This window comes from Thiohalophilus sp., from assembly GCF_034522235.1.
Taxonomy (GTDB): Bacteria; Pseudomonadota; Gammaproteobacteria; order UBA6429; family Thiohalophilaceae; genus Thiohalophilus.
This window is the reverse complement of record NZ_JAXHLN010000003.1, coordinates 53,363-77,997: the sequence shown is the minus strand read 5'-3', so window position 1 is coordinate 77,997 and position 24,635 is coordinate 53,363. Positions and strand designations below refer to the sequence as shown.

Annotated in this window: 21 protein-coding genes; 12 read left to right on the top strand and 9 right to left on the bottom strand. The window is 58.6% G+C overall.

The window, feature by feature from the left end; genetic code table 11:
* Positions 1 to 111: 111 nt before the first annotated feature.
* The 5 genes from U5J94_RS03200 to U5J94_RS03180 form a co-directional block, all read right to left on the bottom strand.
* Entirely contained in the window at positions 112 to 1,497 is a 1,386-nt protein-coding gene (locus U5J94_RS03200) for a TRAP transporter large permease subunit (protein WP_322564191.1), read from the bottom strand.
* Positions 1,498 to 1,499: 2 nt separating this feature from the next.
* Complete coding sequence (locus U5J94_RS03195; protein WP_322564190.1) at positions 1,500 to 2,036, bottom strand: TRAP transporter small permease subunit; 537 nt, start codon at positions 2,034 to 2,036, stop codon at positions 1,500 to 1,502.
* Positions 2,037 to 2,390: 354 nt separating this feature from the next.
* Complete coding sequence (locus U5J94_RS03190) at positions 2,391 to 3,380, bottom strand: homoserine kinase (protein ID WP_322564189.1); 990 nt, start codon at positions 3,378 to 3,380, stop codon at positions 2,391 to 2,393.
* 42 nt (positions 3,381 to 3,422) lie between these two features.
* Positions 3,423 to 3,743 carry a DUF2782 domain-containing protein gene (locus U5J94_RS03185; protein ID WP_322564188.1) on the bottom strand — a complete coding sequence of 107 codons (321 nt, stop codon included), beginning with the start codon at positions 3,741 to 3,743 and terminating at the stop codon, positions 3,423 to 3,425.
* 12 nt (positions 3,744 to 3,755) lie between these two features.
* Positions 3,756 to 4,478: a TIGR00730 family Rossman fold protein gene (locus tag U5J94_RS03180; RefSeq protein ID WP_322564187.1), complete on the bottom strand. Its 723-nt coding sequence runs from the start codon at positions 4,476 to 4,478 to the stop codon at positions 3,756 to 3,758.
* 143 nt (positions 4,479 to 4,621) lie between these two features.
* On the opposite strand from U5J94_RS03180, the gene polA reads away from it, so the two are divergent.
* From polA to U5J94_RS03160, 4 genes are all read left to right on the top strand, one after another.
* Positions 4,622 to 7,342, top strand: a complete 2,721-nt coding sequence (polA, locus tag U5J94_RS03175; RefSeq protein ID WP_322564186.1) for a DNA polymerase I — start codon at positions 4,622 to 4,624, stop codon at positions 7,340 to 7,342.
* Between the two features lie 21 nt (positions 7,343 to 7,363).
* Positions 7,364 to 7,672, top strand: coding sequence for a DUF4282 domain-containing protein (locus U5J94_RS03170; RefSeq protein WP_322564185.1), 309 nt, complete (start codon positions 7,364 to 7,366; stop codon positions 7,670 to 7,672).
* 40 nt (positions 7,673 to 7,712) lie between these two features.
* Complete coding sequence (locus U5J94_RS03165) at positions 7,713 to 9,092, top strand: L-serine ammonia-lyase (RefSeq protein ID WP_322564184.1); 1,380 nt, start codon at positions 7,713 to 7,715, stop codon at positions 9,090 to 9,092.
* A 126-nt stretch (positions 9,093 to 9,218) separates the two neighbouring features.
* A complete protein-coding gene (locus tag U5J94_RS03160) occupies positions 9,219 to 9,569 on the top strand; it encodes a DUF1622 domain-containing protein (protein ID WP_322564183.1) in 351 nt (116 codons plus the stop codon).
* Positions 9,570 to 9,599: 30 nt separating this feature from the next.
* Here the strand turns inward: U5J94_RS03160 and U5J94_RS03155 are convergent, their stop codons facing one another.
* Entirely contained in the window at positions 9,600 to 10,532 is a 933-nt protein-coding gene (locus tag U5J94_RS03155; RefSeq protein WP_322564182.1) for a TauD/TfdA family dioxygenase, read from the bottom strand.
* A gap of 172 nt (positions 10,533 to 10,704) precedes the next feature.
* Between U5J94_RS03155 and U5J94_RS03150 the strand changes: the two genes are divergently transcribed.
* The gene (locus tag U5J94_RS03150; protein ID WP_322564181.1) at positions 10,705 to 11,703 is read left to right on the top strand and encodes a hypothetical protein; all 999 of its coding nucleotides are present in this window, start codon (positions 10,705 to 10,707) and stop codon (positions 11,701 to 11,703) included.
* A 102-nt stretch (positions 11,704 to 11,805) separates the two neighbouring features.
* Positions 11,806 to 13,689 carry a hypothetical protein gene (locus tag U5J94_RS03145; protein WP_322564180.1) on the top strand — a complete coding sequence of 628 codons (1,884 nt, stop codon included), beginning with the start codon at positions 11,806 to 11,808 and terminating at the stop codon, positions 13,687 to 13,689.
* Between the two features lie 769 nt (positions 13,690 to 14,458).
* Here U5J94_RS03145 and U5J94_RS03140 read toward each other — a convergent pair.
* Together U5J94_RS03140 and yihA are read right to left on the bottom strand one after the other, a co-directional pair.
* Complete coding sequence (locus U5J94_RS03140; protein WP_322564179.1) at positions 14,459 to 15,754, bottom strand: hypothetical protein; 1,296 nt, start codon at positions 15,752 to 15,754, stop codon at positions 14,459 to 14,461.
* A gap of 308 nt (positions 15,755 to 16,062) precedes the next feature.
* Complete coding sequence (yihA, locus tag U5J94_RS03135; protein ID WP_416224014.1) at positions 16,063 to 16,713, bottom strand: ribosome biogenesis GTP-binding protein YihA/YsxC; 651 nt, start codon at positions 16,711 to 16,713, stop codon at positions 16,063 to 16,065.
* A gap of 183 nt (positions 16,714 to 16,896) precedes the next feature.
* Between yihA and U5J94_RS03130 the strand changes: the two genes are divergently transcribed.
* The 4 genes from U5J94_RS03130 (at position 16,897) to ccsB (ending at position 21,452) form a co-directional block, all read left to right on the top strand.
* The gene (locus U5J94_RS03130) at positions 16,897 to 17,202 is read left to right on the top strand and encodes a c-type cytochrome (RefSeq protein ID WP_322564178.1); all 306 of its coding nucleotides are present in this window, start codon (positions 16,897 to 16,899) and stop codon (positions 17,200 to 17,202) included.
* Between the two features lie 46 nt (positions 17,203 to 17,248).
* Entirely contained in the window at positions 17,249 to 17,869 is a 621-nt protein-coding gene (locus U5J94_RS03125; protein WP_322564177.1) for a c-type cytochrome, read from the top strand.
* 326 nt (positions 17,870 to 18,195) lie between these two features.
* Positions 18,196 to 20,253, top strand: a complete 2,058-nt coding sequence (locus U5J94_RS03120; RefSeq protein ID WP_322564176.1) for a cytochrome c biogenesis protein ResB — start codon at positions 18,196 to 18,198, stop codon at positions 20,251 to 20,253.
* 20 nt (positions 20,254 to 20,273) lie between these two features.
* The gene (gene ccsB / locus U5J94_RS03115) at positions 20,274 to 21,452 is read left to right on the top strand and encodes a c-type cytochrome biogenesis protein CcsB (protein ID WP_322564175.1); all 1,179 of its coding nucleotides are present in this window, start codon (positions 20,274 to 20,276) and stop codon (positions 21,450 to 21,452) included.
* A gap of 221 nt (positions 21,453 to 21,673) precedes the next feature.
* On the opposite strand, the gene U5J94_RS03110 is transcribed toward ccsB, so the two are convergent.
* Complete coding sequence (locus U5J94_RS03110) at positions 21,674 to 22,177, bottom strand: cyclic nucleotide-binding domain-containing protein (RefSeq protein WP_322564174.1); 504 nt, start codon at positions 22,175 to 22,177, stop codon at positions 21,674 to 21,676.
* Positions 22,178 to 22,303: 126 nt separating this feature from the next.
* Between U5J94_RS03110 and U5J94_RS03105 the strand changes: the two genes are divergently transcribed.
* Positions 22,304 to 22,954, top strand: a complete 651-nt coding sequence (locus U5J94_RS03105) for a thiol:disulfide interchange protein DsbA/DsbL (RefSeq protein ID WP_322564173.1) — start codon at positions 22,304 to 22,306, stop codon at positions 22,952 to 22,954.
* 47 nt (positions 22,955 to 23,001) lie between these two features.
* Positions 23,002 to 24,633, top strand: a complete 1,632-nt coding sequence (locus U5J94_RS03100; protein ID WP_322564172.1) for an acetolactate synthase large subunit — start codon at positions 23,002 to 23,004, stop codon at positions 24,631 to 24,633.
* Positions 24,634 to 24,635 lie beyond the last annotated feature (2 nt).

Sequence of the window (24,635 nt, the reverse complement as noted above, 5' to 3'; positions counted from 1 at the left end):
AGCCGCGGAGTCGCAGAGGAACTGAAAAGTATTCCAGCATCATTATTGTCTTCTCTGCGTTCTTTGCGCCTCTGCGTCCTCCGCGTTAATTCCCAGAGACTTTGAAAAGGACTAGGAGCCGTAAATGACACCCGGCAGCCAGGTGGCCAGGCCCGGCCAGAGGGCGAGCAGGGCGAGGGCGAATAACTGGATGGCGATGAAGGGCATGACGCCGCGATACAGCTGGCCGGTACTCATGCCCTGGGAGGCGACGCCGCGCAGGTAGAACAGGGCGAAGCCGAACGGCGGGGTCAAAAACGAGGTCTGCAGGTTGATAGCAATCATGACCCCCAGCCAGACCGGATCCAGGCCCATCATCAACAGTATGGGGGCGACGATCGGCACCACCACGAAGGTGATCTCGATAAAATCGAGAATGAAGCCGAGCAGGAACATCACCAGCATGACGATCAGCATGGCGCCAACCACCCCGCCGGGCAGGCTGGTAAGAATATCGCGCACCGCCTCGTCCCCGCCGAAGCCGCGGAACACCAGCGAGAACAGCGATGCGCCGATGAAGATCAGAAATACCATGCTGGTGACCTGGACGGTGGTACGCATCACCTCGCGCAGTTTGCCCGGATCAAACTGGCGCTGTAATAATGCCAGCAGCGTGGCGCCGACCGCGCCGACCGAGGCCGCTTCGGTGGGGGTGGCGGCACCGGCCATGATGGAACCGAGCACGGCCACGATCAGCAGCAGTGGCGGAATCAGCACCTTGATAACCCGGCCGGCGAGCTCCCGCTTGCTGTGCTGGCGTTCATCGTGCGGCATGGCCGGGACCTTTTCCGGCTGCAGCCAGGCCACGCCCAGCATATAGAGGACATACAGGCCGACCAGCATCAGGCCGGGAATCAGCGCCCCGGCGAACAGATCGCCAACCGAGACCGTCTCCGGGGCAAACAGCCCCATATCGAGCTGGGCCTGCTGATAGGCGGAGGAGAGGACGTCCCCCAGCAGCACCAGAATGATCGACGGCGGAATAATCTGCCCGAGGGTCCCCGAGGCGCAGATGGCGCCGCCGGCCAGCCCCGGGTCATAATTGCGGCGCAGCATGGTGGGCAGGGAGAGCAGGCCCATGGTGACCACGGTGGCGCCGACGATGCCGGTGCTGGCGGCCAGCAGCATGCCGACCAGGATGACCGAGATCCCGAGGCCGCCCCGCAGCGGGCCGAACAGCATGGCCATGGTATCCAGCAGCTGATCGGCCACCTTCGAGCGCTCCAGCATCACCCCCATGAAGACAAACAACGGCACGGCGATCAGCGTGCCGTTGGTCATGATGCCGTACAACCGGTTGGGCGCCGCACTCAAAAAGGCTTCGTCGAAGGTGCCGGTCAGATGGCCAAGCAGGGCAAAGGCGAGCGCCGTGCCCCCCAGGCAGAAGGCCACCGGGTAACCGCTGAGCAGGACCAGCCCGACGACCAGAAACATCAGCAACGGCATCAGCTCGGCCATGCTCAAAGCACCTCCTGCTGGTGCTCGTCGCTCTGGCCACGCCGCCGACCGCGCAGCACCTGCCAGTTTTGCAGGACCCCGGCCAGCCCCTGCAGCATCAGCAGCAGCGGCATCAGTAACAGCAGGCTCTTGAGCAGATAGACGAAGGGCAGGCCGCCCGGCTCGTTGGAGGTCTCCAGCCGTTCCCAGCTGACCGCCACGTAGTCCCAGCTGATAAAGGCGATGAACAGGCACATGGGCCACAGCAGCAGCAGGGTACCCAGCAGATCCACGAGCGCCTTGCCGCGCGGCCCGAGGCGGTGGTAGAAAATGTCCACCCGCACGTGCCCTTCATGGCGCAGGGTATAGGCGGCCCCCAGCATAAAGACGGCGGCATGCAGGTAAGTGATGACTTCCTGCAGGCCGATCCAGCCGGTGTCGAAGCCGTAGCGCAGGACCACCACGGCAAAGGTGATGAGTACCATCAGCAGCGTCAACCAGGCGACGGCGCGTCCGCTCCATTCGCTGAGTCCTTCAAGAAAATGGCTGACTTTTTCCATGAGCAACGCGCTATCGGGCCTGTTCGGGCCTGTGATCCTGCATGCAGTAGGGGTATTGCGCAAGACATTGGCAAACCCCCTCAGGGTTTACCCTGAGATAACTTATACACAGTTGGCTAAGTGCATGACACATTTGTGAAAAAATTCGCCCGGCTGAAAAAGAACGCATAAAAACAATATAACTTGCTGTTATTATTGAAAAAAAAGAAATTGCTAATATTCCCGGGGAGAAATGGCGCTGAAAAATGCACCGAATCGGAAAAATCCTGCCGTTTCGTCCACAAAGTTATCCACAAGCAAAGAACAGGGCCGAGGGACGAGTTACGAGTGCCGAGGCAAAGGCGGGCACCGGGCTTAAAACGCCTCGTCCCTTGTCCCTCGTCCCTCGTCACTCCCGGGGGGAACGAGCGTAAGCGAGTCCCGGGCAGCAATACGCCGTGCCAGGATTCGTCGAAATACCAGGGGATCCTTGGTATGGGTGATCTCCCCGGCGCGTGGGAAGTGCATATCGTACAGCCGTGAGAGCCAGAAGCGCAGGGCGGCGGCGCGCAGCATCACCGGCCAGGCTTCCTGCTCGGCGTCGGTAAATTCCCGCTCCTGACGATAAGCCTCGAGGAAGGCCTCCAGGCGCGGCGGGTCGAAATGGCCGTTTTCGTCGCAGCACCAGTCGTTGACCGTGACGGCCACGTCGTAGAGCAGCACGTCGTTACACGCGTAATAGAAATCGATGATGCCGGTCAGTTTGTTGCCCGTAAACAGGGCGTTGTCGCGGAACAGATCGGCGTGGATCACGCCGCGCGGCAGGCTGTCGCGGCGGTGCTGCTTTTGGTAGGCGATCTCGTTGTCCAGCAGTTCGGCATCCTCGCCGGTGAGTCGGGGCAGTACCTGTTCGGCGGTTTCCACCCACCAGTGGGGCCCACGCTGGTTTTCCCGGTAGCCGGTAAATGACTGGCCGACCACATGCAAATGGCCGAGCGCCTTGCCCAGTGCGGCGCACTGGACCTGGTTGGGGTCGTCCACGCTCTTGCCTTCCAGACGGATGACCAGTGCAGCCGGCTTGCCGTTGAGCGTGCGCAGATAGTGGCCTTCATCGTCCGCCTCGGGGTGGGCGCAAGGCACGTCGTGTTCGGCCAGATGCGCCATCAGATCCAGAAAATAGGGCAGTTCGTCCATCGCCAGCGCCTCGAACAGGGTCAGCACATAGCGCCCGCCGGTGGTGGTGACGAAATAATTGGTGTTTTCGATACCGGCACTGATCCCGCGATACTCCACCAGTTGTCCCAGTGAGTAATGGCGCAGGAATGCTTCAAGCTTGTGGTGCTCGACCTTTGTATAAACCGACATATCGGGATTCAGCCAGATTCGTGTATGTAAATGGTCGCCCTGTTACCAGCGTTTGAGGATCCATTGGTTAATGGTCGGATTATCCAGCTCGTGTTTCCGGGTCTCCAGCTCGCCATCGCCATCGGTGTCGATAAAATAGTAGGGTTTGCCCTTTTTGGGCGTCACTTTGACATAGCGCAGCTGGCCGTTGATGCGCACCTCTTCGATGACGCGATCCTCGCGACGAATGATGGTGACTTCCGGCTGGGGAATATCTTCGTAACCTTCCAGCTCTTCCGGTAGCGGCGGCGGCGCATCGTCGGCAGCCGGCAGGGTGACGCCCAGCAGGGCCAATATAAAGAATAACGAAATGCGTTGCATCATCGGGTTAACCGCCTACAGGTCCAGCATGATTTCGGCCTCTTCGGCCGAGGGCTCGAAGCCACTGTACTCATAATGTTTAAAGATAGCATCCAGGATCGCCTCGGGCTCGTCCAGAATCTGGATCAGATCGAGATCCTCGGCGTTGATCGTGCCCTCGTCCACCAGCGTGGTGCGAAACCAGTCGAGCAGACCGGTCCAGAAGGGCGCATGGACCAGAATAATCGGAATCCGTCGCGATTTTTTGGTCTGCACCAGGGTCAGAATTTCGGCCAGCTCATCGAGAGTGCCGAAGCCGCCGGGCAGCACCACATAGGCCGCGGCGTATTTGACGAACATCACCTTGCGTGAGAAGAAGTGCCGGAAGGTCAGCGAGATATCCTGATACGGATTGCCGGACTGCTCGTGGGGCAGCTGGATGTTGAGCCCGATACTGGGCGACTTGCCCTCGTAGGCGCCCTTGTTGGCCGCCTCCATGATGCCGGGACCACCCCCGCTGACCACCGAGAAGCCGGCGTTGGACAGGGTCCGGGCGACCTCGATGGTTTTCTGGTAATAAGGGTGATCGGGATTGGTCCGGGCCGAGCCGAAGATACTGACCGAGGGGCGGATTTGCGCCAGCCGTTCGAAACCTTCGACAAATTCCGCCATGATCTGGAAAATTTTCCAGGATTCGCGGGTCAGCATGGTATCGTTGACCGGCAGCATCCCGGGGTGTTTGTGCTTGTCATCCATCATGATCGGTCCGGCCCTGTCTCATTGTCGGCTGTGGTTGTCGGCGTCGAGCGGCCGCAATATCGCGGCCGGCCAAGTATAATGCATCCCGTGGAGCGAGTTCGACAGATTCAGCCACTATTCTCACGTAACGGTTAAACACATCCATGTCTGACAAGCAGAACACCCCTTTTATCCTGGTCGACGGCTCATCCTATCTGTTTCGCGCCTATCACGCGATGCCCAAGCTGACCAACTCCAGCAGCGAGGCGACCGGCGCCATCTACGGGGTGATCAACATGATCCGCCGCCTGCTCAAGGACTACCAACCCGAGCATATCGCCGTGGTGTTCGACGCCAAAGGCAAGACCTTTCGCGACGACCTCTATGCCGAGTACAAGGCCAACCGCCCGCCCATGCCCGACGAACTGGCCGAGCAGATCGAACCCATCCACCGGATCATCCAGGCCATGGGGTTGCCGCTGCTGTGCGTACCCGGCGTGGAGGCGGATGACGTGATCGGCACCCTGGCCCGCCAGGCGGAGGCAAATGGTATCGACACCGTCATCTCCACTGGCGACAAGGACATGGCGCAGCTGGTGGATAAACACGTCACGCTGATCAATACCATGAGTGATAGCGTCAGCGATCCCGGTGGCGTGGTCGAGAAATTCGGCGTCAAACCGGAGCAGATCATCGATTACCTGGCGCTGATCGGCGACACGGTGGACAACGTGCCCGGCGTCCCCAAGGTGGGGCCGAAAACGGCGGCCAAATGGCTGCAGGAATACGGCTCGCTGGATACCATCATGGAAAACGCCGATCAGTTCAGGGGCAAGGTGGGCGAATACCTGCGCGAGTCGCTGGAGCAGTTACCGCTGTCGCGCGAGCTGGTGACCATCAAGTGCGATGTCGATCTGGATGTCACGCCTGAAACGCTGAACCGCGGCGAGCCGGACAATTCGGCATTGCGCGAGTTTTATCAACGTTATGAATTCAAAAGCTGGCTCAGCGATCTGCTCGGCGAGGCCGGTGGCAACGGCGGCGATAACGACAAGAGCAAGAACAGCGAAGACAAGGCCGGCTATGAGTGCGTACTGGATCAAGGCACGCTGGATGGCTGGCTGAAGCGTTTAAAAACCGCCGAGTTGTTCGCTTTCGATCTGGAAACCACCAGCCTTAATTACATGCAGGCGGAGATCGTCGGCTGCTCGTTTGCCATCGAGCCGGGCGAGGCGGCCTATGTGCCGCTGGCGCATGTGTATGAAGGTGCGCCAGAGCAGCTGGATCGCGCTGCGGTGCTGGAACAGTTAAAACCACTGCTCGAGGAACCCAAATACCCCAAGCTCGGCCAGCACATCAAGTACGACATGAACGTGCTGGCCCGCTATGACATTCATCTCGAGGGTGTGGCGTTTGACAGCATGCTCGAATCCTACGTGCTGGAGAGTACCGCCAATCGCCACGACATGGACACCCTGGCGCTCAAGTACCTGGGGCACAAGACCATCCACTACGAAGATGTCGCCGGCAAGGGCGCCAAACAGGTGAGCTTCGATCAGGTCGCGATCGAGGCGGCCAGCGAGTATGCCGCCGAGGATGCCGATGTCACCCTGCGCCTGCACCAGACCCTGTGGCCCAGACTCGAAGCCATTCCGTCACTGGCCAGGGTCTTGAAAGAAATCGAGATGCCGTTGATGCCGGTGCTCTCGCGCATGGAACGCCGCGGGGTGAAGCTGGATGTGGCCATGCTGAATAAACAGAGCAAGCAGCTGGCCAAACGACTCAAGGAGCTGGAACAGGCCGCGCACGAGTCGGCCGGCGAGGCCTTCAACCTCGGCTCGCCCAAACAGCTGCAGGCGATCCTGTTCGAAAAACAGGGCCTGCCGGTGGTGAGCAAGACCGCCAAGGGCCAACCCTCTACCGCCGAGTCGGTACTGCAGGAGCTGGCCGATCAGGGCTACGAGCTGCCGCAACGGGTCCTGGAATGGCGCGGCCTGAGCAAACTCAAATCCACCTACACCGACAAGCTGCCGGAGATGATCCACCCCGACAGTGGCCGGGTGCACACCTCCTATCAGCAGGCGGTGGCCGCCACCGGCCGTCTCTCCTCCACCGAGCCCAACCTGCAGAACATCCCGGTGCGCAGCGAGGAAGGGCGGCGCATTCGCAAGGCGTTTGTACCGGAGTCAGGCTATCGCATGCTGGCGGCCGACTATTCGCAGATCGAACTTCGCATCATGGCCCACCTGTCCGGCGACAAGGGCTTGCTGGAGGCGTTTAAAAACGGCGAGGACATTCACCGTGCCACCGCCGCTGAAGTGTTCGGCGTGGCGCTGGACAAGGTCAGCAACGAGCAACGCCGCTCGGCCAAGGCGATCAACTTCGGCCTGATCTACGGCATGTCCGCCTTCGGCCTGGGCCGCCAGCTCGGCATCGGACGCGGTGAAGCGCAGCAGTATGTGGATCGCTACTTTGATCGTTACCCCGGCGTCAAACAGTACATGGACGACATCCGCGAGAAGGCCCGCGAACAGGGCTACGTGGAAACCGTCTACGGCCGCCGGCTCTATCTGCCCGAGATCAACACCAGCAACCACACCCGCCGCCAGTACGCCGAGCGCACCGCCATCAACGCCCCCATGCAGGGCACCGCCGCCGACATCATCAAGCGCGCCATGATCACCCTGGACACCGTGATCGAAAAAGAACAACTGCCGATCTGGATGATCATGCAGGTCCACGACGAACTGGTCTTCGAAGTCAGGGACGACGCCGTCGATGAAGCGACCCGGGTTATCCGTGACAACATGGTCCGGGCCGCCGAGCTGTCGGTACCGCTGGAAGTGGATATCGGTGTGGGTGACAACTGGGATGAGGCGCACTAATTCTGTTAACGGATAGGGGAAATGGATTATCTGACTTTCAACACGTTTATCAGCATCGAGGTGCTGATTGTGTTTTATTATCTCGGTGCGGTTATCCTGCCAGTCGGGGCGTGGTTTGTGGCGTTATGGTTGTTGCGAAAGTATCAGCTTTTGGGTGACGCTTATCAAAAAGGTAAGACAGCAACCTGGGATTTGTTAAATAAACAGCAACGGTTCTGGCTGGTGTTGTTCGGCCTGGTTTTCTTTTTGCTGATGGAACTGTTCTGGCGTTTGCTGTTTGAATTTCTTATCGCCTATATGCAGATGCGAGATGCACTGGTACAGGGTTAACCGCCTGGTAAGGGCGGTCTGACAGAGGCGGGTTCGATTCATGTTTATCAGTGTCCTGGATCTGTTCAAAATCGGCATCGGGCCTTCCAGCTCCCACACCATGGGCCCGATGGTGGCGGCGAATGATTTTATTGCACGGACACAGCGTTATTTGACCTCCGCCGGGCAAGTGACGGATATCAACCTGCGCTGCACGCTGCGGGGATCGCTGGCGTTTACCGGCAAGGGCCATGGCACGGATCGAGCGGTGACGCTGGGCTTACACGGTTATACCCCCAAAGGGCTGGCTGCGCAGGATGTGGACCGCCTGGTAAGTGAGCTCTGGCAACAGGATACGATCGAATCCAAAGAGTTGCCCGCCATCCGCTTTTCACCCGCCACAGACATTGTTTTCGATCAGGGGCCGCCGTTGCCCCAGCATCCCAACGGGATGATCTTCGAGCTGCGCGATTCGCAGGACAGCGTGGTCCTGTCCGAAACCTGTTTTTCCATCGGCGGCGGGTTTATCAATACGCTGGCCGAGATCAGCGACCTGGAAGCCCCTCTCAAGATGGTGTCGGCCCTGGACTGTCCCTATCCGTTTGATTCGGCACGTTCGATGCTGGCCATGGCCGTCGACAGCGGTATGTCGATCGCGCAGATGAAGCGGGCCAATGAACGGGTACAGCGCACGGAGGCCGAGCTCGATACCGGGCTGGATGCGATCTGGCAGGCGATGCGCACCTGTATCGAAACAGGGCTGGCGGCCGAGGGTCACTTGCCCGGTGGTCTGAATATACGGCGGCGTGCCCGACATCTGTACCGGCAACTTGAAGCCGAGCCGCACAATGCGAGCCTGAATGACTGGTTGTCGGCCTACGCCATCGCGGTGAACGAGGAAAACGCCGCCGGGCACATGGTGGTGACCGCGCCAACCAACGGCGCGGCCGGGGTGATCCCGGCGGTGCTCTATTATCAGGTCATGCATCACGGAGCAACTGAGCAACAGATCCGGGATTATCTGCTGAGTGCCGGGGCGATCGGCGGAATTATCAAACACCGCAGTTCCATTTCCGGTGCGGAAGTCGGTTGTCAGGGCGAGGTCGGATCCGCGGCGGCCATGGCCGCGGCCGGACTGTGCGCGCTGCGCGGCGGTTCGGTGCAACAGATCGAGAACGCGGCGGAGATCGCGCTGGAGCATCATCTGGGCATGACCTGCGACCCGGTCAACGGGCTGGTGCAGGTGCCGTGCATCGAACGCAACGCCTTCGGTGCCATCAAGGCCCATGCGGCGGCTTCACTGGCGATTCGCGAAAGCGGCACTCACTTCATGCCGCTGGATAACTGTATCGCGGCCATGAAGCAGACCGGGCTGGAAATGTCAGACAAGTATAAAGAGACCGCGCTGGGCGGCCTGGCGGTCAGCCTGACCGAATGTTAGACCGATCATTCTCATGTCTTGCGCCGGATGACAAATCCCCTGTCTCTGTCACAATGAAGTCATCTCACTTTATTTAATCAGCATCATGGCCTGCAGGTCTGCAGGTCAGGGTGAACGGGAGGGGTTATGTCAGAGATGCTCAGGCTGGTCGCCGAGTGGAGCGTGCTGCTGATTGAGGCGCTCGGGATCGTGATTATCACCCTGGTGGCGGTGTACGCGCTGGTTCAGGCCCTGCGCCGTTTGATCAAGGAAACGGAACGTGAACCGATCTTCCAGGAACTGCGCCAGCGAGTCGGCAGTGGCATTCTGCTCGGGCTGGAGTTTTTGATCGCGGCGGATATTATCCATACCGTCGCGGTCGATCTGACATTTTATTCGGTGGGGGTGCTGGCCGTGGTGGTGCTGGTTCGAACCTTCCTGAGTTTTACCCTGGAGGTCGAGTTGACCGGCCGCTGGCCCTGGCAGGCGAAGCGATAACGCAATCTGCCCGGGCTGGCGGGCGTTTCGTTACAGCTTATAAGTGTCCGCGATGGACGTGCTGGCCAGCCGATTAAAGTAGCGGGCGCGGTAATAGTGACGTTTATGCTTTGCATCGTCGGTGAAGGCAGCGCGATCGTGCAGGACGTTATTGCTCAACAGCCCCATGCCCGATTCGAGGCGGCCGCGAAAGATATAGGGTGAGTCACTGTGGAGGATCTCCTCGAGATAGGCCAGCGCTTCGCGGCTCAGGGGATCGTCGGCCCAGATTACGTTGTTGACCCGGATGGTGTAGCGCATGTGCAGATCCCCGGAGGGGAGAATGCTGAAGACCGGACCGGTAACCGCCTTGCGGGCCACCGTTCCGCCTGCATCGATGCGGGCGGGAATGGTCAGAACCCGGGGATGCATCAACGCCCGGATATACGCCGGGTTTTTGTCGCGCAGCAGAACGTAAGCGAGTTCGTGATCCAGCAGTGCGTTGTGGCCGCCGTGGGCGGCCTGTTGTACCACGTGCAGATTCAGGGCACGGATCTGCCGGTTGGCGGCGTTATAGTAGCCGTCGGTGTGCCAGTTGATTGCCCGGTTGGTGTAGGGAATATAATTCTGGCGAACGCCTTCGTCGCGGACAGTCAGGGAGGTCAGGCCGCTCTCGTCGGCCAGCCAGTTGTGGTTCAGATCATGCAGGCCGAAGCGACGTCCCAGTGACAGCGGTATCTCCGGATCGGGATCGGTGCCGGTTTTGCTGAAATACAGTGCCATATTGGCTTTGCGACAAAGCTGTAACAGCGCGGCATGTTCGCTCTCGCTCAGATTCCGGGGATCGTTGATTTCCACCAGCAGATCACCCAGGGTCTCGGGGTAATCCAGAAGTTTTTGCTCGCGCCAGCGCAGATAGCGATCCTCGTTATCCAGATTGAAGGGACTGGCCGTGGGATCAGGGGCTTGTTGTGGGCGGGTCATGGGGGCCTCGCGGGTCGAGTTTGAGTTGCTGACAGCTATCGAACGAGCATAGCGAACCGGTTCGGGCGGTCATTGACGAAGATCAAACGCAGTGCGCAACGCCAAATCAGACAAAACAGCGTGCATCGGCCCGGGAGAGGTTTTATGCGGCTATTCGGGGAGTTTACCTGCCATGTATACGGAAGAAGATATCGCCTCGGCCATTAAGGCGGGCATTTTGAGTAATGAGACGGCAGAGGCGTTTCGCGCGCATGTGGCCGGCGAAAGACAGGGGCCGGCGGTGGACGAGGAACATTTTCGTCTGATTACCGGCTTCAATGACATCTTTGTGGTGATCGCCAGTGTGTTGTTACTGGCGTCGGTGGGCGGGATTGCCGGCGTGCTGACGGACTGGATCGGCGCCGCCGCCGTGGCGGCCGTGGCCTGGCTGCTGGCCGAGTTTTTTACCCGCCAGCGGCGCATGGCCCTGCCATCGATCGTGTTGCTGCTGGCCTTTGTCAGCAGTGTTATGGGCGGCGTGCTTCTGCTGCTGGGGCCGGAAAAGGGCGCGCAAAGCGTCGTCATCGCCAGCGCGCTGGCAACGCTTGCGGCCTGGTTACACTGGCGCCGTTTTCAGGTTCCCATTACGGTGGCGGCCGGCGCGGCGGTGGGGGTGGCGTTTGCCGTTGCCCTGTTGCTCTGGGCGGCGCCCGATGCCCGGCACTGGCTGAGTGTGATTTCCTTTATTGCCGGCGTGGCAGTTTTTGTATTGGCGATGTACTGGGATACCCGGGATACCGCGCGCCTGACGCGCAAATCGGATGTCGCTTTCTGGCTGCACTTGCTGGCCGCGCCATTGCTGGTGCATCCGGTATTCGCCGCGCTGGGTGTCTTCGAGGGACAGATGAACCTGTGGCAGGCGGCCGTGGTGATTCTGTTGTATGTGGCGATCGGGTTTGTATCGCTGTGTATTGATCGTCGCGCCCTGATGGTCTCCGCCCTGGTCTATGTGATGTATGCCTTCAGTACGTTGCTGGAGCAATACGGAGTGGTGAGTCTGAGTTTTGCCCTTACCGCGCTGGTGATCGGTTCTGCCCTGTTGCTGCTCTCCGCTTTCTGGCATGCCAGTCGCGCGCAGGTACTTCGCCGGGTGCCTCTGGCGGTACAGCGTTGGCTGGTGCCGGCACGTTAATGCTGTTGTTTGTGCCGTGGCACGTTTTTGTTGTTGTGATGACATGGCACAAGTTGGAATAATCCGCTTAACTTCCTTACCACATGTCACCCAAGGACCTCAGTGAAACTCCCCTGGCGTAAAAACAAAACCGACGACGAGGAACTGATCGGGCTGGATCAGGAGCGCGTCAGTCTCGAGCGGGTCGGCCACAGCCGGATCGATGAGGCGGTCTCGAGCGTGCGTCAGACACCCTGGAGCCTGACCCTGTTGCAGTTGTTATGGACGGCCGGGCCGGTGACCTTTCTGGCCATGGAGGGCGGCTATTATCTGGGTTTCGGGCATGCTGCCCCGTTAGAAAACTTTGTGTTTTTTGCCGCCTATACGCTCATCCTGGGTGTGATCGGTTTGCTGGCCCGTTTTGTGGCGGTGGTGTTGCGTGGCCGGCGCCAGAACGATGCCCGTGCGGCATTGAGCAAGACACTCGATCTGCTGCCGGATCTGTTGTTTGAAAGTCGCGACCGGGTACTGGCCGAGCTGGCGCCGGAAGACCGGCGGCTGCGCGCGGCCGGCGCCCTGTTGCACGAGCTGGATCTGAGTCCCGAGAGCGTGGCACTGGCGGTGCGCGAGCTGACCGGGGATACCAGTCTGGCCGAGATTACCGAGCAGATCGAAATTTACCGCCGCCTGGGACTGCGCAGCCGGGTGCAGGATCTGATCGCCGCCAGCGCCGAGGCGCGTGCGGCGGCGCTGGAGAAGATCCACGCCACCGCACCGGACGAGGCCGATCTGTTACGCGATCGTCTCACGGGCGTCGCGCCCTCCTTTGAACATGGCGTACCGCGGCGGGAAAATTTTCTGGGCGCCATTTTCTCCGCCGCCGATGAGCACAGCCTGGATTTGATGGCGCAGGAAGATGTCCAGGAGCTGCTGGTACTGGTGTTCGAGTTACTCAGCGGCCGCGAGATCACCCGGCTGGTGATCGACTATGAAGGAGGTTGGCAACTGGAACGCAGTCTGGATGAGGTAGAGGCGGCGCGCAGCCGTTACAGTGTCAGTCAGGCGATGGCCCTGAGTCGTTTGCATGCCCTGGCTGCCCTGCTGACGGACTACCCCGAGCTGGGATTTGATGAGTCGGTTAGCAGGCTGCTGCCGAAAGAGCTGGTGAACCAGTTGACCGAAGGACTGGAACGTCTGGTATCACAGGAACGGCCGGATGCCCGCACCCGGCAGCATCTGAAAACGATTCTGGAGCTGGTGCGCCAGAGTCGGCGTGCCGGTGAGCAGCTGCACAAATGGCGGGAGCGTTATGTCCGCGATTTGCAGCGCTGGGAAGAGTTGCGTCGGCGTTATTCTCCGGACGAAAAGCGTCTCGAATTGCCTCGCCGGCGCGCGCGGGGATTGCGCATTCGCGAGGAGTCGATTGCCCTGGATGATGCGCAGAAGATCGAGGTGGCCCGTCAGTTTTGCCAATATATGCGGGATCTCGATTATCAGCATAGCGAGGCCGGTCTGCAGCGCGGTGGACGGCCGTTGCAGCGTGATGATCTCAAGCGGCTGGCAATTCGCTTAACACTTATTTTGCAGCCATACGTGCAACTTGCCGATGCCAGCGTCCAGCGGGCGATCGATAGCAGTCGTGCGGCTTACCTCGGTGGTCTGGAAACCGGATTCAGCGCCGATGCCAAGGCCGGGCTGGGTGCTGCCGCGGTCAGAGAGGTACGCGAGGAGCTGGGCAAGAGTGCCGAACATCTGGCGTTGCGTATCACGCGAATGTATCGGGTGCCGCTGAGCGAGTCGATGATCGATTTTCTGGTGGAGCATTACCATGCCACCCGCGAACGGCTGGAAGTCATTGCCGCCACGCCGGTGGACGACACCCCCTATTCCAGCCAGTTCACGGCTGTACTGCTTGGCCTGTCGATGGACTCGGAACGCTGGCGTCGGATTATCCAGCAACTCGAGCGCCTGTTGCATGATTACGATCACCGCCGGGTTCAGCGTTAGCCGCTCGCGGTCGCGAGCCCATTGATCGGGGCTGTGAGACTGGCCGGAACTTTCCCGGTCCGGGGGTGTCCTATTTTGTGAGCGCAGTAATGCGCTTATTCCCGCAACCCTCCCTGTAGTGGGAATTAAAAGCCCGGTTTCCCCAAGCCGGGCTATTTCGAAGGCCCCGGACGGCGCTTTATCCCCACTTCGTCCGGGGCATTTTTTTGCCCACTTTATATTCTGGATCTGCAGGTCACGCTGGCGTTAGCCTGCGTGACACCCTGCTGACCTCTCGCAGAGACGCCAGGGGTAGAGAAACTGCACGCGTTTATTCTCCGCGCACGCTGCGTCTCGCGAGTAATCCATTGGTAGGCCGGACTGCAACGCGATGTCCGGCAACGGTGTTGTTCGATGTTTCGTGGTTATCCCTGTTTGGGGCAGGTGTCGTAGTAAGGAAAAAGCGGAGCTCTCGCAGAGATGCCAGGGCGCAGAGAAATTGATATTGCGTTTATTCTTCAGCGTACTCTGCGTCTCTGCGAGAGCCGTCCATTGGTAGGCCGGACATAGCAACGCGGTGTCCGGCAATCGGCGGTGTTGTTCGGTGTTTCGGTGGTTATCCCTGTTTGAGGCAGGTGTCGTAGAAGGAAAAAGCGGATCTCTCGCAGAGACGCCACGGCGCAGAGAAACTACTATCGTTTATTCTCTGCGACCTCTGCGTCTCTGCGAGAGTCTTATAGCCGGGTAGAATGCCTTCTGTGCATCATCATCTCGACCCGGAATACGATGTTCAGAACGCCGCGTCAAAGCCGACCAGGAAATAGTTTTCGTTGGTCAGGTGGCCGGTCCAGTAGGTGCCGGTTTTGGCTACATCACTTTGCAGATCGGCATTGAACTCGATCACGCCCTTGACGTTGCGCATGAAATAATAGGAGGCCGTATAGGTCACCGTCTCCATGGCGATACCTTCATAGATGGTATCGGTGTTTTCCAGATCCCCGGCGTCGGCGTAGTTATACAGCAGTGAATGGGCCCAGCGCGGACTGTGGATGTAATCGATTCCGACAAAGCCGCCGAACCATTCGTAGTTTTGGCCGGCATTGATGAAGCCGTCCCACTCGTTCCACAGGGCCTGGGCGAACCAGTAGGTCTTGTTGCCGAGCTTGCCGTTGAAATCGAGGCCGACGATGTTCTTGTCGGTCTGACGATTGCCGCTACCGGTACCGGCGGGATTGTTTCCATCGGTAATTGCATTTTTTTGCTGGCCGCTGTAGCCGAACAGCCCGGCGGCGACCGGTCCGATATCCCCGCCGATGCGGCCGAACACCGCTTTGGACGTATCGTTGTCGAACAGATGGTCCGAGCGCTGATACCCGGGGCTGTTGATGGTGAGGTTCTCCTTGATGCCGTTGCCGTTGACCAGGCCGACGGCCAGATCCAGTGGCCCGGCGGTGGTGTCGAAGATGACACCGCGATCATAGGTGATGCCGGCCATGCGATAGGCCATGTAGTCCTGGAAGGTCAGGCGGGTCTCGCGCGGGAACATCAGATCCGAGACCTGGAACTGGCCGAGCATCATGCCCACATCCGTGCCGAACAGGGCATCGTGGGAGAACCAGGCATCCTCGACGATGGTCTCGCCGTTGCCGCCCTTCTCGGCGAAGATCGCGTAAAAGTAATAGGTAATGTGTTCCGACAACGGGGCGCTGGAGAGCATCTTGATCAGATAGGGCGACTGAAAATCACTGTCGACTTCCGTGGATTCCCCGGTGGTCAGGTCGGTGATCGCCTCGGCATCGCGCGCCTGGGCAAAGGCCTGGGCGCGAAACGCTATCGGCGGGGTCTTGGCCAGGGCCAGCATGTCGTCGCCGGTGGCCACGGTGTTGTCCTTCCAGTTGGGCAGGCGGAAGTTGGAGGCAGCAAAGCTTTCCCCGAACGCGTTCAGCTTGGGAAAGGCGGCGTGACAGGTGGCGCAGGACATTTTGTAGTCGCGGGCGAAGGCCGGCATGGCGTTCGCCTCGGGCAGCAGCAGGATCAGCAGCAGCAAACTGCTGAACAGGGTGTGCAGATGAAAGCGTTTGAGCATGGTTGTTCTCCCCGTTGCAATGGCAAGTTGTTTTTGAACCGGCCCGGTGTAACCCGCGGGTTACGGTAAGCCCGGCCGGATCGGTTGTTTATCAGGACATTCTAGCGGACTTTTCTGAAATGAAACTGAATCGGGAACCAGTGGCATAGATTTAACAAACGTTCACAATCGCCGCCTGTTACCGGGGCATCGGGCGCACTACGCTGAGAGTGTCTGACCCCGCTTAACCCAGAGCGGGATTCAAGGCCCGGTCCCCAATGCCGGGCGAACTTGACCCCGGAATGACGCAATTCCCCACATCCCAACCCCTATTCCGGGGTTTTTTTTTGCTGCCCTTGATCCGGCTCAAGGTCGAGCCAGCGGTTGACCACGTTTAATGCCTCCTCGAGCCCCTGTTTTTTGGTGGCGGAGAACAGTTGTGCGCTGGCCTGGGGATAATCGGCCAGCTGTTTGCGCACCGCCAGCAGGGTGTTTTGTGCCGGCCCCCGCTTGAGCTTGTCGGCCTTGGTCAACAGGATGTGGGCCGGCAGGTCGGCGTGGCGGCAGAATTCGAGCATTTGCCAGTCGTAGTCGGTCAGCGGGTGACGAATATCCATCAGCAGGATCAGGCCGGCCAGGGACTGGCGTTGCTGCAGATAGACCGCCATGGCCTCGCCCCACTCGCGCTGCACGGCCTCGGGCACCCGGGCAAAACCGTAGCCGGGCAGATCCACCAGCCGGCGCCGCTCGTCCAGGGCGAAGAAGACCAGGTGCTGGGTGCGCCCGGGCGTCTTGCTGGTGCGGGCCAGGGCCTTGCGCCCGGTCAGAGCATTGAGCGCGCTGGATTTGCCGGCGTTCGAGCGCCCCGCGAAGGCGACTTCGACGCCTGTATCCGCCGGCGCCTGCTGCGGCCGGGGCACGCTGAGCAGGAAGTGGATGGCGGCGTAGGGTCGGCGTAACTGGTCGAATCGGGTACTCACGGCGCCTCGGTAGTGGGTTTCGGCGTGGCTCTGGGGTATAATGGGTCGTCTTGACCGGATATTGAGCAGCTGATATACAGACTGCCGCTTCGTGTGCACAGATTCTAGCATGACGAACCTGGGGACGGCGTCATGGTCGAAAGTTTTATACCATCAACATCGATTGGAGTTAGGAGTAGACTAATGAAAAAAGCAATCACCGGTACTGTCGTATCTCTGGCCATGCTGGGTCTGGCTTCCGTTGCCTCGGCGGCTGAAGGTCAACAAACCTATCAGCAGGCCTGCTTCGCCTGTCATGGCACCGGCGCCGCCGGCGCACCGAAGCTGGAAAAGAGCGCCTGGGCGGATCGTCTGTCCAAGGGGAAAGAGACCCTGTATAACCATGCTCTTAATGGTTTCAATGCCATGCCGGCCAAGGGCGGCCGCGCGGATCTGAGCGATGCGGACGTCAAGGCCGCGGTCGATTACATGCTCTCCGAGGTCCAGTAAGCGTCCGAACAGTTTGTCAAACATCGCAAGGTTGGTTTAATCACAAATGAAGTATTCAACGTTAGTCAGTTTTCTCTCGGTAGTCCTGTTTGTACCGGCGTTTGCCTCCACGGCCCAGGCGGCCGGCGATGCCAAAGCCGGTGAAGCCAAGGTCGCAGCCTGTGTCGCCTGCCACGGCGAAAAAGGTAACAGTGCGGTTGCCAATTTTCCCAAGCTGGCGGGTCAGCATGCCGGCTATGTTGCCAAGCAGCTGGCGGATTTCAAACGGGGTGAGACCCGTTCCGATCCGCTGATGGCCGGTCAGGTTGCCGGTTTGAGCGAGCAGGACATGGCGGACATTGGCGCCTACTATGCCAAACAGTCTCCCAGCATGGGTCAGGCCGATGAAGAACTGGCGGCGTTTGGTGAGAAACTCTACCGGGGCGGTAATCCTGAAAAGGGCCTGACGGCCTGTATCGCCTGCCATGGTCCGACCGGGGCCGGGAATCCGGCAGCGAATTTCCCGCTGTTGAGCGGCCAGCATACCGATTATCTGGTCAAGGCCCTCAAGGATTTTCGTGACGGCAAGCGGACCAACGATATGAATGGCATGATGCGGGATATCGCCCGCAAGATGAACGATCGGGAAATCAAGGCGGTTTCGTCTTATATTTCCGGTTTGCACTGATGGCCGGTTACTGATTGTTCCGACAAACGAAGCAAGATAAAAAAGGGCGGATCTCCGCCCTTTTTTGCGCCTGAAAGTCGACTTTTTATCCGCAGCGAAGGAACTTTGTATCGCTCGAAGCAGACTTAAGAGAGTGACAGGGCGCACCGGGACGACCCGCCTCGGTGCCGGACAAAATAACCATAATAGTTTACAGATAAAAACGCAGATAACTCCTGCCCGGTACAACACCAGAATATAAACCGCGTCCCGCGGGGCGAGGTTAAATTTATCCCGGGGTGTGATAGCGTAGCGCACCGGATTGGCGATGAGATTGGCGAGCAAGCGTGAGTAAATCCCGACAACAAAAACCGGCCGCCTGGCTGGAATTCCTCGGTTCCATGAACCTGGCGATCACCATGCTGGTCGTAATCGCCGTGGCGTCGGTGATCGGCACGGTTTTGCAGCAGAACCAGCCTTACCAGGATTACATCATCAAGTTCGGGCCCTACTGGCACGAGATCTTCAAGGTGCTGGATCTGTACGACGTCTATGGGGCCGTCTGGTTTTTGCTGCTGCTCGGGTTTTTGCTGTTAAGCACCAGTGTCTGTGTTTATCGCAACGGGCCGGGCATGTTGCGCGATATGGGCCATTATCGCCTGAGCATGAAAGAAAAGTCCCTGCGGGTCATGCGCAATTTTCGCGAATGGACTCTGGGCGACTCCCCGCAGCAGGTCGAGCAGACCTTCACGCAATATTTTAATAACAAGGGTTACCGTGCCCGACGCAAGGAAAGCGAAGGCGTTACCGTCCTGGCCCTGATGAAGGGGCAGATGAACCGGCTGGGCTATCTGTTCACCCATGTCGGTATCGTGGTGATCTGTGTCGGTGGTCTGATGGACGGTAACCTTGGCCTGTCGATTAAAGAATGGCTGGGCGAGATCAAGATCGAAAAACGGGATATCGCCGCCAAGGAAGTGCCGCCCGTCAGCCGGCTGAGCCCGGCTGAGAACTGGTCGTTTCGCGGCAACATCACGTTGCCGGAAGACAGTGTCAGCAATATGGTATTTCTGAATATCCGTGATGGCTATCTGGTTCAGGAGCTGCCATTTGCCGTCGAGCTCAAGGAATTTCGGGTCAAATATTATGATTCCGGTCAGCCCAAGTCCTTTGAAAGCGATCTGGTGATTCATGACAATCAGCTCGAAGCGCCGAGGGAAGAGACCATCGCGGTGAATCATCCACTGATCTATCGTGGCTATGCTATCTATCAGGCCAGCTTCTCCGATGGCGGCACAAAGATGCAGCTCAAGGCGTGGCCGCTGTTTGACAGCAACCCGCAACCGATCGAACTGGATGGCAAGGTCGCGGCCAAACGCCAGATCGAAACGCCGGATGGCGTGATGACCATTGAGTTTGAGGATTTCAAGGAATTCAATGTGTTCCCCGCCGATGAGGAGCTGGCAGTGGCGCCCAACGAAGAATTTGATCAGAGCGAGATGGTGCGCGGCGGTACCATGGGCCAGAGCGGCAAGAAGTTCACCAATTACGGCCCCAGTTTTACCTTCCGGCTGCGGCAGCCCAACGGCGAGGCGCGTGAATTCGTCAATTACATGGTCCCGGTACGTCAGGAAGGACGTTATTTCTTTTTAAGTGGCATGCGTGAAAGCCAGGCCGAGCCATTCCGCTATCTGCATATCCCCGCCGATGACAAGATGTCCGTGGATCGCTTCATGCGTCTTCATGCCTGGTTAAATGACAAGGATCGTGTGCGTCGGATTGCCGAACAAAGCGCCCGTCAGGCGATGTCCGAAGCGAACATGCAGGATAAGGAGATGTTGCAAAATATCGTGACCTCCATGGTTCGACTGACCAGTGAATTCAACCGGGGCGGTTATCAGGCGATCGATCGGCGCATTCAGCAAACCGTACCGGAAGAGCAGCAGATGAAAGTCGCGGAGACCTATCTGAAAATTCTCAATACCGTGCTGGAAAACCTGTACTGGGAACTGTTGCAGGCGGAAGACGTTGCCCTCGAACAGGGTATCAGCACCGAACAGGGGCGCTGGTTCGAGGATGCAGTCAATGCCCTGGCATCCATGGGGCCATACAGCTCGCCGTTTTATCTGCAGATGACTAACTTTGATCTGCGTCAGGCCTCGGGCCTGCAGATTACCCGTTCCCCGGGGAAAAATGTGGTTTATCTGGGCTGTGTGATGTTGATTATCGGGGTGTTCATGATGTTCTATATCACTCATCAGCGCCTGTGGGTGATGATTCGCCCGGAAGGCGAGGGCAGCCGTGTTATGCTGGCGGGGATGGGCAACCGTAATCAAAATGATTTCAGCAAGGTGTTTGATGGACTCGCCGATGAACTGGATCGGCATTATGCATCACGTCAATAACGACAGACAGGTGACAGACTATGGCGGTAACCAAGGAACAATTTAACCAGGACTTCGGCAAGGAGTCCTTTATCAAACAGCTGAGCCTGTTTGACTGGATCTGGGCGGCGGCCCTGCTGTTTGGTGCCGGCTATGCCTGGAACAAATATTCCGCGCTGATGGACAACTACGAGGTCGGCATTCTCTTCGGTACGTCCATCGCCCTGATCGCGCTGGGCTGGTACTGGAAAGCGACCCGGCACCTGATGATTGCCATTGCCGCTATCAGCCTGTTCGCGGTGAGTCTGTATGGTAACGATCTCGGTCAGGCCGAGCAGAACTTCTTTCTTAAATTTCTGATCTCCAGTCAGTCGGCGACCATGTGGATGAGCGCGCTGTTTGTGATGGCCACCGTGACCTATTATGTCTACCTGGCCAAACCCAACGATTTTATCGGCAAGGTGGCCACCTCCATGGTCTGGGTCGCCACCACCATGGGCTTTGTCGGCCTGATGGTGCGCTGGCGCGAATCCTATCTCATCAGCCATGACGTCGGTCATATTCCGGTCAGCAATCTGTACGAAGTCTTTATCCTGTTTGCGATCATTACCGCCCTGATTTACCTGTTTTACGAGGCGCGCACCCGCGCCAAGGGCATGGGGGCCTTTGCCCTGACGATCATCTCCGCCTCGATTGCATTCCTGCTCTGGTACCACTTTGAAAAAGGCGCACACGAGATCGAGCCACTGGTGCCGGCCCTGCAAAGTTACTGGATGAAGATTCACGTGCCGGCCAACTTCGTCGGCTACGGCGCCTTTGCGCTGGCCGCGATGCTCGGTGTGGCCTATCTGCTGGTGGAGCGGGCGCAAAACCGCAATCCGCAGAGCGGGTTTGTGGCGCGCATGCCGAGTCTGGACATGCTCGATGACATCATGCACAAGACTATTGCGCTGGGCTTTGCCTTCTTTACCGTGGCGACGGTACTGGGTGCCATGTGGGCGGCCGAGGCCTGGGGTGGTTACTGGTCCTGGGACCCGAAAGAAACCTGGGCCCTGATCGTCTGGCTGAATTACGCCGCCTGGCTGCACCTGCGCCTGACCAAGGGCTGGCGCGGTGCCCCCCTGGCCTGGTGGGCGATCATCGGCCTGTTCGTCACCACCTTCGCCTTCCTGGGTGTGAATATGTTCCTCTCCGGCCTGCACTCCTACGGCGAGCTGTGAGGAGCCATTGTTCGAAGTTTCTAGATCGCAAAGGCGCAAAGAACGCAAAGGAAATAATTTGATGATTTCTTGTGAGGCTCAGGCCCCGGGCCAGGGCTCCAGTTTGCGCGCAAATCGCGTCGTTCAGGTCTGGAGCCCAACACAAAGAAAATAATAGTTTTTCTTGGCGTCCTCCGCGTCTTTGCGTCCTTTGCGTTCCTTCCACCAACCTGGAGAAGAGGCTAGCGGATGGGTCCGTTGCCGTACATGTACTGGTTGAAGCTGGCAATATCCATACTTAGTCTGCGGAACAGGTGGTCCAGGCTGATGATGGTGTGTTCGACGAGGTTGACGGCGATGAAGGGGTGCTCAACTCGCAGCCGGTTGTACATGATGCGGGTCAGTTTGAGCAGGCGGGTATCGCCGACGCTGGCGCGAATCCGGGCGGAGCGCGCCTGGCGGTCGAAAAACGACATTTCCCCCATCACCTCGCCTTCCTTCAGGCGACCGATTTCCACGTCCTTGCCGTGATCTTCGAAAAACAGGACGACTTCACCCTTTATAATAAAGAACAGGGCCTCGCCGATCTCGCCGATATCGGCGATCACCTCATTCTTTTTGAAGAAGACCGGCTCGGTGAATTCCATCAGAGTCTGGACCTCGTTCAGCGTGAGTGATTCGCACAGGTGTTGCTGGTTCAGGAAGTCGGCAATGTCGATTTGTTTGGCAGCTTTTCTGGTTGGCATGGCTATCTCCTCAGTGTGCAGGGCGTAGCTTATCGGATGCCGGGACGAGGGGGAATCGGGGGGCGTGGCTTGCTTCGAGCAGTGAGTTTGAATAGTCTGAGAATAACCGAATATCAGGAGTCATTGATGAAGACGATTTTGCGTATATTGGCCCCACTGCTAGCGCTGGCGGTGCTGTTCCCGGCCCCGGTCCAGGCGGAGTATGCCGAGGGCATTGAATACCGGCGCATTACGCCGGCTGTCGAAAAGCTGACCGATAAGCCCCGCGAAGTGGTCGAGCTGTTCTGGTACGGCTGTCCCCATTGTTACCGTTTTGAGCCGAAACTGGAAACCTGGGTCGAGAACAAACCGGACGATGTTGGCTTCGAACGCGTGCCGGCGGTCTTCGTTCATCCGCAGACTGGCCGCCCGAATCCGAAGTGGGCGTTGCATGCCAAACTGTTTTATACCGCGGAATTACTGGAGATCCGGGACAAGATTCATGCCCCCCTGTTCAAGCGTATCCACGCCGGCGGTAAGCATATCCATACCAGTGATCAGGCCGAGGCCTTTTTTGCCGAGTTCGGCGTTGACGCGGAGACGTTCCGCAACACGATCAATTCCTTTGCCGTCGACGGCAAGCTGCGCCGCGCCATTGAACTGACCAAGCGTTATGGCGCCGAGGGTGTTCCGGCGCTGGTCATCGATGGTCGCTATATTACCGACGGCCCCATGTCAGGCGGGCACGATGCCATGCTGGGCGTGGTGCAGCAGCTGCTCGCAACGGATCCCGAATAATCTGTCTACAGGCATATCAACAGCATTGACCAGCAGGAGATGAATGAATGAAAGCCGCCGAACTTTTCGTGCGCTGCCTCGAAAATGAAGAAGTGGAATATATCTTTGGCATCCCCGGGGAAGAGAACCTGGATGTGATGGATGCCCTGCTGGATTCGGATATTGAGTTTGTCACCACCCGGCATGAGCAGGGCGCGGCGTTCATGGCTGATGTCTACGGGCGATTGACCGGCAAGGCAGGGGTCTGCCTGGGAACACTGGGACCGGGCGCCACCAACCTGTTCACCGGGGTGGCCGATGCCAATATGGATCATGCCCCGCTGGTGGCCGTGGCCGGACAGGCCAGCACCCATCGTCTGCACAAGGAATCGCATCAGGTACTGGATCTCGAGGAGATCTTTCGCGCGATCACCAAGTATTCCTCACGTCTGTTGACCCCGGACATTATTCCCGAGGTCGTACGCAAGGCGTTCAAGGTGGCGCAGACGGAGAAGACCGGCGCCTGTTTCATCGAGTTTCCGGAAAATATCGCCGAGATGGAGATCGACGATCAGCCCCTGCCGGTCAAGTATCCCTATCCGCCGGAGCCGCCGGGCGAGAAGGTGGATCGGGCAGCCGATATTATCTCGCGCGCGAAAAACCCGATCATACTGGCCGGCAACGGGGTCATACGCAGCCACGCCTGGAAGCAGCTGGCCGAATTCGCCGAGCAATTGCGCATACCAGTGGCCAATACCTTCATGGCCAAGGGCGTGGTGCCCTTCAAGCATTCGATGGCCCTGGGCAGTGCCGGGTTACAGGCCAACGATTATGTCAGCTGCGGTTTCAGCCGGGCCGATGTGATCATTTGTGTCGGTTATGATCTGGTCGAGTACCATCCTTATTTATGGCATCCGACCAAGGATCGAACCATTATTCATATCGATAATTCGCCCGCGGAAGTTGATGCCTATTACCCGGTAGAAGTTGGCGTCGTCGGCGATATCAAGCATTCCCTGTTGCGCATTATGAATCTGGCCAGTCCGCATACCGGCACGGCCATGAAAAGTCTGCGTAAGGCGCTGATCGAGGATATGAATCAGCACAAGGATGATACGGCCCTGCCGCTCAAGCCACAGAAGATCATCTGGGATCTGCGTACCGCGATGAACCTTGAAGACATTGCCCTGTGTGATGTCGGGGCACATAAAATGTGGATGGCGCGCATGTTCCGCTGCGAATATCCCAACACCTGCTTGATCTCCAACGGGTTTGCCAGCATGGGCATTGCCCTGCCCGGCGCCATCGCCGCCAAACTGGCGTATCCAGACCGTAACGTGGTGGCCGTAACCGGCGATGCCGGCTTTTTGATGAATTCCCAGGAGATCGAGACCGCCATGCGCATGAAAACGCCCATCGTGATCCTGGTCTGGAATGATAATGGCTACGGGTTGATCGAATGGAAACAGATCAACAGTTTCGGCCGCAAGTCACACGTGGATTTCAACAATCCGGATTTTATCAAATACGCCGAATCATTCGGCGCCAAAGGCTATCGAATCGAAAAAGGCGAGGATCTGCTGCCGACGCTGAAAACCGCGCTGGCCGATAATACCGTGAGTATTATCGATTGCCCGGTGGATTACAGCGAGAACCTCAAGCTGACCCAGAAGCTGGGTGAAATGATCTGTCCGATCTGAAC